The 12,921-nt window shown below is 67.0% G+C and carries 13 protein-coding genes, 1 tRNA gene and 1 pseudogene; 5 read left to right on the top strand and 10 right to left on the bottom strand.

Annotated features, from left to right (window positions below; translation table 11 throughout):
• Nucleotides 1-16 precede the first annotated feature (16 nt).
• Nucleotides 17-1,444, bottom strand: coding sequence for a hypothetical protein (locus tag ACMGFE_RS08840; protein ID WP_436924785.1), 1,428 nt, complete (start codon nucleotides 1,442-1,444; stop codon nucleotides 17-19).
• A gap of 201 nt (nucleotides 1,445-1,645) precedes the next feature.
• On the opposite strand from ACMGFE_RS08840, the gene ACMGFE_RS08845 reads away from it, so the two are divergent.
• The gene (locus tag ACMGFE_RS08845) at nucleotides 1,646-2,488 is read left to right on the top strand and encodes an aldo/keto reductase (protein ID WP_436924787.1); all 843 of its coding nucleotides are present in this window, start codon (nucleotides 1,646-1,648) and stop codon (nucleotides 2,486-2,488) included.
• Nucleotides 2,489-2,731: 243 nt separating this feature from the next.
• A complete protein-coding gene (locus tag ACMGFE_RS08850; protein ID WP_436924788.1) occupies nucleotides 2,732-2,902 on the top strand; it encodes a DUF7556 family protein in 171 nt (56 codons plus the stop codon).
• Between the two features lie 654 nt (nucleotides 2,903-3,556).
• Here the strand turns inward: ACMGFE_RS08850 and ACMGFE_RS08855 are convergent.
• A tRNA-Lys gene (locus ACMGFE_RS08855) sits at nucleotides 3,557-3,630 on the bottom strand.
• Between the two features lie 105 nt (nucleotides 3,631-3,735).
• On the opposite strand from ACMGFE_RS08855, the gene ACMGFE_RS08860 reads away from it, so the two are divergent.
• Both ACMGFE_RS08860 and ACMGFE_RS08865 read left to right on the top strand, forming a co-directional pair.
• On the top strand, nucleotides 3,736-5,187 hold the full coding sequence (locus ACMGFE_RS08860; protein WP_436924790.1) for a DHH family phosphoesterase: 1,452 nt from the start codon (nucleotides 3,736-3,738) through the stop codon (nucleotides 5,185-5,187).
• Between the two features lie 79 nt (nucleotides 5,188-5,266).
• The gene (locus ACMGFE_RS08865; protein WP_436924792.1) at nucleotides 5,267-5,719 is read left to right on the top strand and encodes a DUF5799 family protein; all 453 of its coding nucleotides are present in this window, start codon (nucleotides 5,267-5,269) and stop codon (nucleotides 5,717-5,719) included.
• Between the two features lie 57 nt (nucleotides 5,720-5,776).
• On the opposite strand, the pseudogene ACMGFE_RS08870 reads toward ACMGFE_RS08865, so the two are convergent.
• From ACMGFE_RS08870 to ACMGFE_RS08880, 3 genes and pseudogenes are all read right to left on the bottom strand, one after another.
• A pseudogene (locus tag ACMGFE_RS08870) lies at nucleotides 5,777-5,913 on the bottom strand (DUF7557 family protein).
• A gap of 94 nt (nucleotides 5,914-6,007) precedes the next feature.
• Nucleotides 6,008-6,988, bottom strand: coding sequence for an isocitrate/isopropylmalate dehydrogenase family protein (locus tag ACMGFE_RS08875; protein WP_436924793.1), 981 nt, complete (start codon nucleotides 6,986-6,988; stop codon nucleotides 6,008-6,010).
• Between the two features lie 72 nt (nucleotides 6,989-7,060).
• On the bottom strand, nucleotides 7,061-7,729 hold the full coding sequence (locus tag ACMGFE_RS08880; RefSeq protein ID WP_436924795.1) for a cyclase family protein: 669 nt from the start codon (nucleotides 7,727-7,729) through the stop codon (nucleotides 7,061-7,063).
• Nucleotides 7,730-7,960: 231 nt separating this feature from the next.
• Between ACMGFE_RS08880 and ACMGFE_RS08885 the strand changes: the two genes are divergently transcribed.
• A complete protein-coding gene (locus tag ACMGFE_RS08885; RefSeq protein ID WP_436924796.1) occupies nucleotides 7,961-8,839 on the top strand; it encodes a hypothetical protein in 879 nt (292 codons plus the stop codon).
• 71 nt (nucleotides 8,840-8,910) lie between these two features.
• On the opposite strand, the gene leuD is transcribed toward ACMGFE_RS08885, so the two are convergent.
• Genes leuD through ilvN form a run of 5 tightly spaced genes read right to left on the bottom strand, consistent with a single transcriptional unit; the run spans nucleotide 8,911 to nucleotide 12,912 of the window.
• Nucleotides 8,911-9,534, bottom strand: coding sequence for a 3-isopropylmalate dehydratase small subunit (gene leuD, locus ACMGFE_RS08890; protein WP_436924797.1), 624 nt, complete (start codon nucleotides 9,532-9,534; stop codon nucleotides 8,911-8,913).
• Complete coding sequence (gene leuC / locus ACMGFE_RS08895) at nucleotides 9,531-10,952, bottom strand: 3-isopropylmalate dehydratase large subunit (protein ID WP_436924798.1); 1,422 nt, start codon at nucleotides 10,950-10,952, stop codon at nucleotides 9,531-9,533. Before leuC ends, leuD begins: the two co-directional genes overlap by 4 nt.
• Complete coding sequence (locus ACMGFE_RS08900; protein WP_436924799.1) at nucleotides 10,949-11,239, bottom strand: DUF7989 family protein; 291 nt, start codon at nucleotides 11,237-11,239, stop codon at nucleotides 10,949-10,951. The genes leuC and ACMGFE_RS08900 overlap by 4 nt, the downstream gene beginning before the upstream one ends.
• 22 nt (nucleotides 11,240-11,261) lie before the next feature.
• Entirely contained in the window at nucleotides 11,262-12,263 is a 1,002-nt protein-coding gene (ilvC, locus tag ACMGFE_RS08905) for a ketol-acid reductoisomerase (protein WP_436924800.1), read from the bottom strand.
• Nucleotides 12,256-12,912, bottom strand: coding sequence for an acetolactate synthase small subunit (ilvN, locus tag ACMGFE_RS08910; RefSeq protein ID WP_436924801.1), 657 nt, complete (start codon nucleotides 12,910-12,912; stop codon nucleotides 12,256-12,258). The genes ilvC and ilvN overlap by 8 nt, the downstream gene beginning before the upstream one ends.
• Nucleotides 12,913-12,921 lie beyond the last annotated feature (9 nt).

A 12,921-nucleotide genomic window follows, 5' to 3' on the forward strand; every position in this document is an offset into this window, starting at 1 on the left:
GCGCCCGACGGTCGACCTACACCTGGTGGAGCACTGCGTCGACGCCCTGGTACTCCTCTGGGCAGTCGCCGATGTCCCACCCTTCGCCGGTCGGTTCGACGTACGAGTACGTCCGTCCGTCGAGTTCCCAGTACCAGCCCTCGGGCTCCTCCTGGTAGATGCCGCAGGCCATGTGGCCCGGCGGCTGGATGAGGATCGTGTCGTAGTTGAACGGGTCCGCTTCGAGGACGGCCGCGAGCATGATCGCCGTGTCTTCACAGTCGCCCTCCGCTTCGGAGACCGTCTCGACGACGAACTTCGTGTAGTCGTCGAAGCCCTTGCTCACGTCGTCGGTGACGTACGGGAGGCGCTGGACGAAGTCGACGACGAAGTCCACCTTCTCCCGGCTCCCCGTGAATCCGATGTCCTCGGCGTCGGAGTCGAGGATCGTCGCCAGCTCACTGCCGATCCCCTCCGTGAGTTCGTAGTCGACGTACTCCGGCCGAGACCTGCCGCGCGAGCGTTCGACGGCGTCGGCGTAGGCGGCCTTCCAGATGATCAGCCCGGAGGTCCAGTCGGTGCCGTTCGTCCGCCCCGATAGTTCGAGTTCGTAGGCACCTTCGACGAGGGTGCGCTCGAAAGCGTCTCCGGAGTCGGCGTCGAGCCCGTCGGGGTGTGGCGATCGCACCATCCCCCGGTCGGGTTCCCGGAGCTCGAACGGGTCGGTGGACATGAGATAGGCCACCTCGTCGATGGATGTCTCCTCGTCCGGCCTGTCCGGGACCACGAAAGCGGAGACTTCCAGCCGTGTCTCAGTCGGGAGGTCGTCCCGGTCGAGCGAGACCGTAACGTCCGTCCCCTCCTCGGCCAGCGTGAACCCGGTGCTGGTGTTCTGGGCGACGGTCCGATTGCGGGGAAACTCCGAGACCGTAACCCGGAGTCTGGCCCCGGTGTATTCGACGTCGACGTCGGACTCGTAGACCTCGGCGGAGACCTCGTCGACGCCGTAGGCGGTGATCGACGAGATACCATCCCAGTAGTCGTCGGTGACGGCGAAAGAGTAGGTCGGATCCGACGACGGGTCGGTCGGCGTCGGCGTCGGGGAGGCCGTGGGCGTCGGAGACCGAGTCGGGCTCGGTGTCGGCGAGGGAGTTGGCGTCGGCGAACGCGTCGGCGTCGGTGACTCCGACGAGTCCTCGGACGTCGCGGTGCCCGCAGATCCGTCGTCCGCGTCGGAGCTCCGGGCCGGAGTGACCCCGGGTCTCGCCGTCCCACCGGTGAGATCGGACTTCTCCTGGACCGAGGCGTCGTCGGGAGCGTAGTCCTCGCTGTCGACGACGCCGTCGCCGTCGCTGTCCCGGATCGAGTCGTCCTCGGAGTTCCCCAGGACGGAGCATCCGCACAGCCCGGCAGACACGGCCGATAGACCCACTAACGCCTCGCGTCGCGACACCCGATCGTCCATACCTCACAGAGAGACCGATCATCGCCCATAATCGTTGGGATACGGTCATCGCAGAGCGCGGACGCGAACCGTGACCGATCGGGCCGGACGAGTACCAGTGACCGGCGTCGTATCGACGTCACCGAGAACTATCCGGAGAGAACGCGGGGTACCAGTAATTTGAACCCGGTACCCGTCCAACGGCGAGTCGGTGATAGTTCTATGACGGACGTACCGACGAAGACGCTCCCGAGCGGCGACGAACTCCCCCGGCTCGGTTTCGGCACGTGGGACATCGGCGGCGAGACGGTCAAAGAGGGGGTCCGCACGGCCCTCGACGCCGGATACACGCACGTCGACACGGCGGAGGGGTACAAGAACGAAGCGGAGATCGGCGACGTGCTCGCGGAGTACGACCGCGACGAGATATTCCTCACGTCGAAGGTCCTCTCGAAGAACCTGAACTACGATTCGCTGATCGAGTCCTGTCGGGACTCCCTCGAACGGCTCGGCACCGACTACCTCGACCTGTACCTCATCCACTGGCCCAACCCCGCCGTCTCGCTCCGGGAGTCGCTGGACGCGATGGCGACGCTCCACGACGAGGGCCTCGTCAAGAACGTCGGGGTCTCGAACTTCAGCGCCTACCAGCTGAGTTGCGCACACCATATTTCCGACGTCCCGATCGCCGTCAACCAGATCGAGTTCCACCCCTGGTTCCAGCGCCCCGACCTCGTGGAGTACTGCCGCGAGACCGACACCGTCGTCGAGGCGGCGGCACCGCTCGGCAGGACGGAGGTCTTCGAGGACGACGTCGTCCAGGACCTGGCCGACCAGTACGACAAGAACCCCGCGCAGATCGCGCTCAAGTGGGCGATCGAACGCGACATCGTCGCGCTCCCGAAGTCCTCCTCGCCCGAGCACATCCGGTCGAACTTCGATCTCTTCGACTGGTCGATCGACGACGAGGACCTCGCGGCGCTGGACGACCGCGACCGCGACCACCCCGTCTACGACCACCCCGCCCGCGACTGGTCAGGCGACGTCTACGGCATCAATCAGTAAAGCACACCGTTCGCCCCGTTTCGCCAGTTCGACTGCGCGTAGTGTGGAATTTCCGGGCACATCTCGACGAATCGGACAGTCGTTTCGTCATCGGCCGCTATACTACATTATTGATCGGTGGCGTACACAATTTACCCGTATTTACAGACACTGGATTAGTTAACCGGCGAGATGATGGATATACGGGACACTATAGAGTCCAGAACCAAAATATTCAAGACATCCCGCTGAGGGTATCCGTCTATGAGCACCGATGCGCGGTCCTGCAGCTGGGCGGCGGACGGGCCCGAGATCGTCGCGACGGTCGACGAGGCGGACGGGAGCCCCCGGTTCGTCGTCGCCGACATCGCCCGGGACGAGGCGTGGGTATCGGCCTCCGCGTCCAAGGCGTACCACCTCGACGAGTGGCGATAACGACCGCAGACGGTGCCGACACGACGTTCACGGACTGTTTCTCTCCCATGACGACCGTGTCCTGCGCACACTCCTCCGATTTTCGAGCCGTGGGCATACGTTACGCGTTACTCGCGGGTAGTTCACGGCAGAAACGGGCCGGAAGGGACTGAGCGAAACCGCCGGTTTCGCGACGGTCGGGAGACGCTATGCGTCTCCCGGGATTTGAACCACACCGAGACGTGCCCGCTACGCTGCGCGCGTCTGGTCTACTTCAAATCCTTCGACCCCCGTTCGACGTTCACGGATTGCGAGCACACGCTACGCGGTGCTCGCGGGTAGTTCACGTCAGAAACGGGCCGGAAGGGACTGAGCGAAACCGCCGGTTTCGCGACGGTCGGGAGACGCGATGCGTCTCCCGGGATTTGAACCACACCGAGACATTCCGGGTCGCTCGCTCCGCTCGCTTCCCGGGCTGTGACTCGTCTCGTTCAAATCCCTCCGTGACGCACAGCAGGCGCTCGCGGTTTGCGAGCGCCAGATGAAGCGGGCCGGAAGGGATTTGAACCACGGAAAGACGGTCCGCCTCGCTTCGGTCGGCGACTGCGACTTTCCTAATTCAAATCCCTCCGTGACGCACAGCAGGCGCTCGCGAGTTGCGAGCGCCAGATGAAGCGGGCCGGAAGGGATTTGAACCCTCGACCGTCTGATTAAGAGTCAGACGCTCTGCCGGACTGAGCTACCGGCCCTCGAATTCGACTTACGGAGGTTGATTGATATACGTTACTGTTCGGGGACGAGGACGCGGCGAAATGTGGGGAATTATATGTCTCGTGGCCATGTACGGTGACACGATGAGCACCGGCATCACGATGGCGTCCATGTCTCGCTACGCCATCCTCGGGTGTGGAAGCGTGGGTCACGCCGTCGCCGAGGAACTCGTCAGCGAGGGCAAGGAGGTCGAGATCATCGACCGCGACGAGGGCCGCGTGGAAGCGCTCCGCGACCAGGACCTCGACGCCAACGTCGCGGACATCCGCGACGAGTCGGTCGCCGACGAAGTCGCCGACTGCGACGTCGTCCTGATCATGTCCTCCGACGTCGAGGCCAACTCCGCCGCGGTCGCGAACATCCGCGGCCGCGGCGGCGACCACTTTATCGTCGCTCGCGCCTCCGACCCGGTCTCCGCCGACGAACTCACCGAACTCGGCGCTGACGTGGTGATCAACCCCTCGGCCGTCATCGCCGACTCCGCCCTGCGGGCGCTGGAGACCGGCGAACTCGAGTACAAGGCCCGCAACCTCGCCGAGGTCATCGACGACACCGACGGCCGGATGGCGATCCTCGTCCACCGCAGCCCCGACCCCGACTCCATCGCGAGCGCGGCCGCGCTGCGGGACATCGCCGCCAGCCGCGACGTGGAGGCCGACATCATCTACGAGGGCGAGGTCGGCCACCAGGAGAACCGGGCGTTCGTCAACCTGCTCGGCATCGACCTCGTCTCGCGCGACGACGTCGACATGGACGAGTACGACACCGTCGCCCTCGTCGATTACGCCAAGGGCGGCGCGCCAGCGGCCGAGGGCATCGACATACTCGTCGACCACTACGAACACGAGAACGAGGACCTCGACGCCCGCTTCGAGGACGTCCGCTCGAACGTCTCGGCAACCTCGACCATCCTCACCAAGTACATCCAGGAACTCGACCTCAATCTCAGTCAGGAGGTCGCCACCGCGCTCCTCTACGGCATCCGCGCCGAGACGCTGGACTTCAAGCGCGACACGACGCCGGCCGACCTGACGGCCGCCGCGTACCTCTACCCCTTCGCCGACCACGACACGCTCGAACAGGTCGAGTCGCCGTCGATGTCCCCCGAAACGCTGGACGTGCTCGCCGAGGCCATCCGCAACCGCGAGGTCAGCGGGAGCCACCTCGTCTCGAACGCGGGGTTCATCCGCGACCGCGACGCGCTCGCCCAGGCCGCCCAGCACCTCCTCAACCTGGAAGGGATCACGACCACCGCCGTCTTCGCCATCGCCGACGACACCATCTATCTCGCCGCGCGCTCGAAGGACATCCGGATGAACATCGGCAAGGTCTTAGACGACGCCTTCGGCGAGATGGGCGAAGCGAAGGGCCACTCCACCGACGCCGCCGTCGAGATCCCGCTCGGCATCTTCACCGGCATCGAGACCAACGAAGACAACCGCGAGACGCTCCTCCAGCTCACCGAAGAGGCCGTCCGGAAGAAGCTCTTCGACGCGCTGGGCGTCGAGTCCAGCGGCGAGAGCAACGGCAGTTGAGACGGCTCGCGGTCCGTTTTCTCGAAGCGACCGTCATGCGAGCGGGAGATACATACAGGAGAGGGTCGAACTCCCACGCATGAGCGAACGCGACTGGAGCGACCGGATCGTCGGCGAACGGATGCAGGTCGACCAGGAGTTCTCCGAGAAGGTCGCGGCCTCGAACTTCTCCCGCCAGCAGTGGGGTCTCATCATGACCGCCGTCGAGTTCGAGATCGAAGACCCGGAGGACCCGGAGACGGCACGCCTCGTGGCGAACACGAGCAAGGTCGAGAGCATCGTCCCCGAACTCGAACGAGTCGACCGCGCGGGCGGGATGGCCGCGGGCGGCGGTCGACCGGCCGACGACTCCGGTGGCGGCCTGCTCGACGGCGTCAAGGACGCGCTCGGGCTGGGCGGCGACAGCGGCGGCGTGGACAGGGAGCAACTGGCGGCCGCCGAGGAGATGGCCCAGATGTACGCCGGCGACCTGCAGGAGAAACTGGAGTCGCGGGGCAAGTGGGAAGAAGTCTGCGTCCTCGCCCAGGAGTAACGCGGGCCGTGGACCGCCGTCTGGGCGGCCCGCAGTCGGCGACGACCTCCGGTCGTATCATTCGTTCGTGTACAGCGTCAGTCCTTCCGCCTCGTAGATGTTGATGAGCTCGGTGACGACCTCGTCGTAGGACTCGGCGTCGACCCTGAGCGCGTCCAGCCGCTCGTCTCCTCGTCGAGTTCGACTGACGGCATACGGTCGGCACCGAGACGGCTGAGAAACATACGTTTCCGGGACGGAACGGGTCCCGGTGGTCTCCGCGTTCGACCAGCGGTGGGCGCCGGCGATTCAGAGGCGGTCGACGACGGCCTCGGTAACCTCGTCCGTCGAGGCGTCGCCGCCGAGGTCTGGCGTCCGCGGCCCGGAGTCGAGGACGTCCTCGACGGCCTCGCGGACGGCAGTCGCCTCGTCACCGTAGCCCAGGTGGTCCAGCAGCATCGCGGCCGAGAGGATCATCGCGGAGGGGTTGGCGATACCCTCGCCGGCGATGTCGGGCGCGGAGCCGTGGACCGGCTCGAACAGGGCGTTCTCCTCGCCGACGTTCGCGCTCGGGAGCAGCCCCAGCCCGCCGACGAGACCGGCGGCCAGGTCAGAGAGCATGTCGCCCGCGAGATTGGGACAGATGACGACACCGTAGTCCTCGGGGTGCATGACGAGGTGCATCGCGAGCGCGTCCATCAGCGCCGTGTCGTAGTCCACGTCGAAGGAGTCCCCGACTTCCTGCGCGGTTTCGAGGAACAGTCCGTCGGTCTGTCGCATGACGTTGGCCTTGTGCGCGATGGTCACGTCGTCGAAGCCGTTCTGCTTCGCGTAGCGGAAGCCGAACTCCGCGATCTCCCGGGAGGCGTCCTCGGTGATCACGCGGGTCAACGTCCGGACGCCGTCGTCGATCTCGGCCTCGATCCCGGAGTAGACGCCCTCGGTGTTCTCCCGGACGAAGACGAGGTCCGTGTCCGGCTGGACGGCGTCCAGTCCGGGGTACGAGCGGGCGGGGCGGACGTTGGCGAACGAGCCGACGACGTCGCGGAGCGGGAGGATCACGTCGGCGGCAGTCTCGCCCGCGGCGCCGAACAGCGTCGCGTCGGCGTCGGCGGCGAGGTCGCGCGTCTCCGCGGGCAGTGCCTCGCCCGTCTCCTCTTTCACGGCGTCGCCCGCCTCGCCCTCGACGAAGTCGAAGTCGACGTCGATGGCCTCGAGCACGTCCACCGCGGCCGGCGTCACTTCCTGTCCGATCCCGTCGCCGGGGATTACGGCGATCTCGTGAGTCATGACGGTATCTCCCGCCGGTGCCGAAAAGAGGGTGTCGATGTGCGGCAGGCCGACGCGACGGCAGCCCGCAACCTATCGCCGTTCGTCGCCCGCGTACGCTACCGCCCGCACCGGCGAGGCGTCGGCCCCCTCGAACCGGAGGGGATAGGCGTGGAGTTCGAAGCGGTCGGGGAGCCTGTCGAGGCGGCGGAGGTTCTCGACTATCAGTCGGTCGGCACCGAGCAGCGTCTCGTGGACCGGGAACCCCTCGGGTTCGTCGGCATCGGCGTTCTCGGTCGGCGTCAGGTCGGGATTGATCGTATCGACGCCGAGGTCGCACTCGCGCTCTGCCAGCCAGGTCGCCGCCTCCGCGGTGAGATACGGGTGGTCGAAGTACCGTTCGTCGCCCCAGTGCCGATCCCAGCCTGTGACGGCCACGACCAGATCCACCGCGGCGGGGTCGACAGCGAGTCCCCCGCGGAGCGCGTCGACGCCGACCGACTCTCTCGGGTCGAGCGGCCGGAGGTCGACACGGGCGGCCGAGAACCGGAACCGCTCGGGCGAGAACTCGTCGAGTGACGGACCGTCTGTGAGGTGGGCCGGCGCGTCGACGTGCGTGCCGGCGTGCGAATCCAGGTCGAGACGGGTCGTTCGGTAGCCGTCGGACTCCCTGGTGGCTCGCGGTTCGACGGCGACGGGTTCCGTCCCCGGGTAGACCGGCATCCCGGTCGCCAGCGGATGCGAGAGGTCGAGCGGTTGCACACCGCTGGCTTTCCCCGCGGACGGCATAATCCCGTCGCCCGGCCGTCCCGCCCCGATTCCAGTGGATCCGGTGGCCGAGTACGAGCAGACGAAGATTCAAAAGGCATCGGGCGGCACGCCCGCCGTGATGCACACGCGACAGTTCGATCGCACCGACGCCGGGGTCGCTGCTTCCGATCACCCGTTCGCCCAGGGTGTCGTCCGCGAAATGGTCGTCAGGGGAGGTCCGCGATGGAACGTCTGAGCGAACTCCGGACGCAGGGACCGGTCGCGCTCCGCGCGGCCCGGGTCGTACTCTCGGCGCCGCAGGTGCTCGCGTACCCGGTCGTCGCGGCCCTGATCGGGCTCGTGATGCCGTTCGTTCTCGGCGGCACCTTGTTCCTGATCGACATCCGACTCGTGTGGCTCGCCGCTCCGGGGTACATCGTCGGTTTCGGCGCCGTCTACGCCGCCCTGATGGTCGCCTACTGCTACGAACTGGACGCGCTGTTCTCCGGCCGGTCACCGGCCCCGGGATCCGGCCTCCGCAGGGCGTTCGGACGGGCCAGGATAGTTCTGCTCGGTGGCGTCGCCATCAGCGTCGTAGGGATGCTCGCCGAGTCCGGGTTCGACTCCGTGCCGTTCGGCGAGTGGATCGGCGCCACGTCGAGATGGGGAATCAGGGTCGCGAGCGTGTTCGCGTTCCCCGCGATCGCGACCACGGACGGGTCGCTCCGGGAGACCGTCGCCGAGATCCAGACGACGGCCGAACGCCAGTGGGGGTCGGCGCTCGTCGCGACGGTCGGGACCAGCGCAATCGGCGTCGTCGTCTTCTGGTCGACGATGATCTCGTCGATCGCTCTGGCGATAGCGGCGGCGCTTGGCGTGTTCGCCGTCGAGATCCCGCCGCTCGGCGGATACACCCTCTCGGTCGTCCTGCCGGTCGTCGGGCTGGTCGTTGCCCTCTCCGTGCAGTTCACCGTCGACGGCGTCGTCAAGACGGCGCTGTACCGATACGCGACCGACGGCGAACTCCCGCCCGCCATCGACGGAGACGCCGACGCGCTACTGGCCGGCTCCTCGGACCAGACCTCCGAGGCCGCACGCGATCCTGTTGCAGTCGACGACTGAACGGGTCGTTCGTACGGAGTTCGAAGAAGGGACAGTGACGGCGAAGCGGATCCGAGGCGACGGATCGGTGGTCAGTCCGCGGACTCGACGTACGGCAGCGACGCGGCGGTCTCGTCGATCGCGTTCTTGTTGGCCTTCATCAGCGCAGTCGTGTCCCAGTTGCCCTCGACGAGGGCCTCGCGCTGGGCGCGGTCGACGCTGACGTTGATCTCGTTGCCTCCGTAGGTCACCGTCTCCTCCCGCACGTCGACCTCGATCTCGCCGTCGGGGTTGTCGTCGACCCACTGCTGGAGCGCGTTGATCGTCTCGTGGTCGGCGGTCACCGTCGGGATACCGAGTGCGAGGCAGTTGCCCGCGAAGATCTCGGCGAAGGACTCGCCGATGATCGCGTCGATGCCCCAGCGCATGAGCGCCTGGGGGGCGTGTTCGCGCGAGGAGCCGCAGCCGAAGTTGGCGTTGACGACCATGACGTTCGCGTCCTGGAAGCGCTCCTCGTTGAACGGGTGCTCTTTCTGTTCGTCCTCGTCGTCGAAGCGCAGGTCGAAGAAGGCGAACTCGCCCAGGCCGTCGAAGGTGACGACCTTCATGAACCGCGCCGGGATGATCTGGTCGGTGTCGATGTCGTTACCGCGGATCGGGATGCCCGTGCCCTCCACGTAGTCGACCGACGGGATGTCCTCGGTGGCGTCGGTCATGCGACTTGCACCTCCTCCAGGTCGCGCACGTCAGAGACCTCGCCGGTGATGGCAGCGGCGGCGACCATTCGCGGGTTCATCAGGACGGTGCGGCCGTCCTTGCTCCCCTGCCGGCCGACGAAGTTCCGGTTCGACGAGGACGCACAGGCCTCGTCGCCCTCCAGCTGGTCCTCGTTCATCCCGAGGCACATCGAGCAGCCGGCGTTGCGCCAGTCGAAGCCGGCCTCCTCGAAGACGTCCTTGAGGCCCTCTTCCTCGGCCTGGCGCTGGACGCGCTGACTGCCGGGAACCACCATCGCGCGGACGTCGTCGTCGACCTCGCGGCCCTTCACGATGCGGGCCGCGCGGCGCAGGTCGGGCAGGCGCGCGTTCGTACACGAGCCCAGGAAGGCGACGTCGATGTCGTAGCCCTCCATGGTCTCACCCGGCTCGACGCGCATGTGGTCCTGGGCGCGCCGGGCCGTGTCCTGCTTGTCCTCGGCCAGGTCCTCGGGGGCGGGGATCGGGTCGTGGATACCGATGCCCTGCCCGGGCGTGGTCCCCCACGTGACGACCGGGTCCAGCTCGCTCGCGTCGATGCGGACCACGTCGTCGTACTCGGCGTCCTCGTCGCTGCGGATGGACTCCCAGTAGGGTTTCAGCTCGTCGAACTTCTCGGGGTGTTCCTGGAAGTAATCGGTCTGCTCCAGCCACTCGTAGGTGGTCTCGTCGGGGTTGACGTACCCCGCGCGAGCGCCGCCCTCGATGGACATGTTGCAGATGGACATCCGCCCCTCCATGTCGAGGTTCTCGATGGCCTCGCCGGCGTACTCGTAGACGTAGCCGACGCCGCCCTCGGTCCCCAGTCGGCGGATGATCTCCAGGATTATGTCTTTCGCCTCGACACCCTCACCGAGTTCGCCGTCGACCTGGATCTTGCGGACCTTCTGTTTCTCCATCGCGATGGTCTGGGTGGCCAGCACGTCGCGGATCTGGCTGGTCCCGATCCCGAACGCGAGCGCGCCGAACGCGCCGTGCGTGGAGGTGTGGGAGTCGCCGCAGACGATGGTCTTGCCGGGCTGGGTGATCCCCTGCTCCGGGCCGATGACGTGGACGATGCCCTGGTCGCCCGTCGTCGGGTCCGAGAACTGGATGCCCGCGTCGCGGACGTTCTCCTCCAGTTCGGCCATCATCCGCTCGGCCGCGTCGTCGGCGTACGGCCGGTCCTGGTTCGCCGTCGGGACGATGTGGTCGACCGTCGCGTGGGTGAGGTCCGGGCGCGCGACCTCGAGGCCGCGCTCCTGGAGCATCCCGAACGCCTGCGGGCTGGTGACCTCGTGGATGAGGTGCAGTCCGACGAACAGCTGATCCTGCCCGTTCGGGAGCGTCGTTACCTTGTGTCGATCCCAGACCTTGTCGTAGAGAGTTCCCTCGCTCATTCTGAATCTACTGGCTCCTCGTTACCCCGCTGGAAGACGCGATTGGCGTCTTCCGCTTCCGCCTCGGGGTGTTCGTGGTCGACGTCTTTCATCGTCTCTTCGTCCTCCGCGCCCGCGCGACCTCCGTCGGCCGCCACCGCTGGCCCGCGCTGGAAGGCGAAGTCGTCGCCGAACGCCTTCCCGGTGTGGGGGTTGGTGTGGCTGAACTCGCCCATCGTCGCCTTCGGGGCCGCGTCGCCAACGGTCTCGGTCGTGGTCTCTGTCGCGTGTGTCGTGTCGTCTGTCATCTGTCTGATCCGGTCGTTCCTGTCACTCGTCGGCTTCGTCCCACGCGAACAGGCCGCGCAGGCGCTCGCCGACTTCCTCGATCTGGTGGTTCGCTTCGGCGTCGCGGTACTGCTTGTACGCCGGTCGGTGCGCCTGGTTCTCGTTGATCCACTCGCGGGCGAACTCGCCGGTCTGGACGCCCTCCAGGATCTCGTCGAACCCGTCGCGGTCGATGATCTCCTCGCCGCGCGTGAGCCCGCCGTACTCCGCGGTGTCCGAGACGGAGTTCCACATGCCCATGTGGCCGCCCTCGTACATGAGGTCGACAATGAGCTTCAGCTCGTTCAGACACTCGAAGTAAGCCATCTCGGGGGCGTAGCCCGCGTCGACCAGCGTCTCGAAGCCGGCCTTGACCATCTCGGTGACGCCGCCGCAGAGGACGGCCTGCTCGCCGAACAGGTCGGTCTCGACCTCTTCCTGGAAGTTCGTCTCGATGACGCCCGCACGGGCGCAACCGATGGCCTGCGCGTAGGCCAGCGCCTCCTCCCTGGCGGCGCCGGTCGCGTCCTGCTCGATGGCGATGAGGCCCGGCGTCCCCTCGCCGCGCTTGTACGTGCGGCGGACGAGGTGCCCGGGGCTCTTCGGCGCGACCATCGTCACGTCGACGCCCTCCGGGGGCTCGATCTGGCCGTAGTGGATGTTGAACCCGTGTGCGAACTGCAGCGTGTCGCCCTCGTCGAGGCCGTCCTTGACGGCCTCGAAGACGGCCGGCTGGACGGTGTCCGGGACGAGCATCACGGTGATGTCCGCCTCGGCGACGGCCTCGTCGGGCACCGCGACGCGAATGCCGTCGGCCTCGGCTTCCTGGCGCGAACTCGAATCCTCGCGGAGGCCGACGACCACGTCGACGCCGCTGTCGGCGAGGTTCTGGGCCTGCGCGTGGCCCTGGCTGCCGTATCCCAGCACGGCCACGGTCTTGTCTTCGATGTACGATTCGTCGGCGTCGCCGTCGTCGTAGACGGGCGTGGTGAATTCGTCAGTCATCTGTAGCTGTCTCCGCAGTCTCGGGGGTGTCTGATACCTTCGTCGTTTTCCGTCGCTCGTCCTCCAGCACGTCCGCACCGCGCTCGACCGCCGCCGCGCCCGTGCGGACGACTTCCTGCACGTCGAACTGGTCGAACGCCGCGACGGCCGCCTCGATCTTCTGCTGGCTGCCGGTGATCTCCACCGTGATGGCCTCCGGCGAGGCGTCGACGACGTTCCCGTCGTACATGTCCGCGACCGCGTTCACGTCGTCGGGCTCCTCGCCGCTGACCTTTACGAGGATCAGCTCGCGCTGGACCGCCTCGGGCTGGAGTTCCTCGACCGAGATGACCGGCACGAGCTTCTTCAGTTGCTTCTTCGCCTGGTCGACGCCCGGTTCGGGCTCCTCGATGACGATGGTCATCCGCGCGACCTCGTCGTCGTCGGTGGCGCCGACGGTCAGGCTCTCGATGTTGAACTGCCGGCGGCTGAAGAGGCCGGAAACCTCGGCGAGCACGCCCGGCTCGTGTTTCACCAGCGTCGACAGCACCGCCTTGCGCGGCAGGTGCGTGGCTTCGGCTTCCGGGTCGATGCGAATCCCCTGCGAGTTCCGTCGGCCCTCCGGCCGCATCCGCTCGTCCGGGTGCGGGCCGTCCATTCCTTGTGTCATTGGTGGTCC

Source organism: Halosimplex amylolyticum, from assembly GCF_051414035.1.
Taxonomy (GTDB): Archaea; Halobacteriota; Halobacteria; order Halobacteriales; family Haloarculaceae; genus Halosimplex; species Halosimplex amylolyticum.

What these genes read in the sequence shown, in the direction of transcription:
- ACMGFE_RS08840 (WP_436924785.1), bottom strand. Translation starts at nt 1,444, where the DNA reads ATGGACGATCGGGTGTCGCGACGCGAGGCGTTAGTGGGTCTATCGGCC.
- ACMGFE_RS08845 (WP_436924787.1), top strand. Translation starts at nt 1,646, where the DNA reads ATGACGGACGTACCGACGAAGACGCTCCCGAGCGGCGACGAACTCCCC.
- ACMGFE_RS08850 (WP_436924788.1), top strand. Translation starts at nt 2,732, where the DNA reads ATGAGCACCGATGCGCGGTCCTGCAGCTGGGCGGCGGACGGGCCCGAG.
- ACMGFE_RS08860 (WP_436924790.1), top strand. Translation starts at nt 3,736, where the DNA reads ATGAGCACCGGCATCACGATGGCGTCCATGTCTCGCTACGCCATCCTC.
- ACMGFE_RS08865 (WP_436924792.1), top strand. Translation starts at nt 5,267, where the DNA reads ATGAGCGAACGCGACTGGAGCGACCGGATCGTCGGCGAACGGATGCAG.
- ACMGFE_RS08875 (WP_436924793.1), bottom strand. Translation starts at nt 6,988, where the DNA reads ATGACTCACGAGATCGCCGTAATCCCCGGCGACGGGATCGGACAGGAA.
- ACMGFE_RS08885 (WP_436924796.1), top strand. Translation starts at nt 7,961, where the DNA reads ATGGAACGTCTGAGCGAACTCCGGACGCAGGGACCGGTCGCGCTCCGC.
- leuD (WP_436924797.1), bottom strand. Translation starts at nt 9,534, where the DNA reads ATGACCGACGCCACCGAGGACATCCCGTCGGTCGACTACGTGGAGGGC.
- leuC (WP_436924798.1), bottom strand. Translation starts at nt 10,952, where the DNA reads ATGAGCGAGGGAACTCTCTACGACAAGGTCTGGGATCGACACAAGGTA.
- ACMGFE_RS08900 (WP_436924799.1), bottom strand. Translation starts at nt 11,239, where the DNA reads ATGACAGACGACACGACACACGCGACAGAGACCACGACCGAGACCGTT.
- ilvC (WP_436924800.1), bottom strand. Translation starts at nt 12,263, where the DNA reads ATGACTGACGAATTCACCACGCCCGTCTACGACGACGGCGACGCCGAC.
- ilvN (WP_436924801.1), bottom strand. Translation starts at nt 12,912, where the DNA reads ATGACACAAGGAATGGACGGCCCGCACCCGGACGAGCGGATGCGGCCG.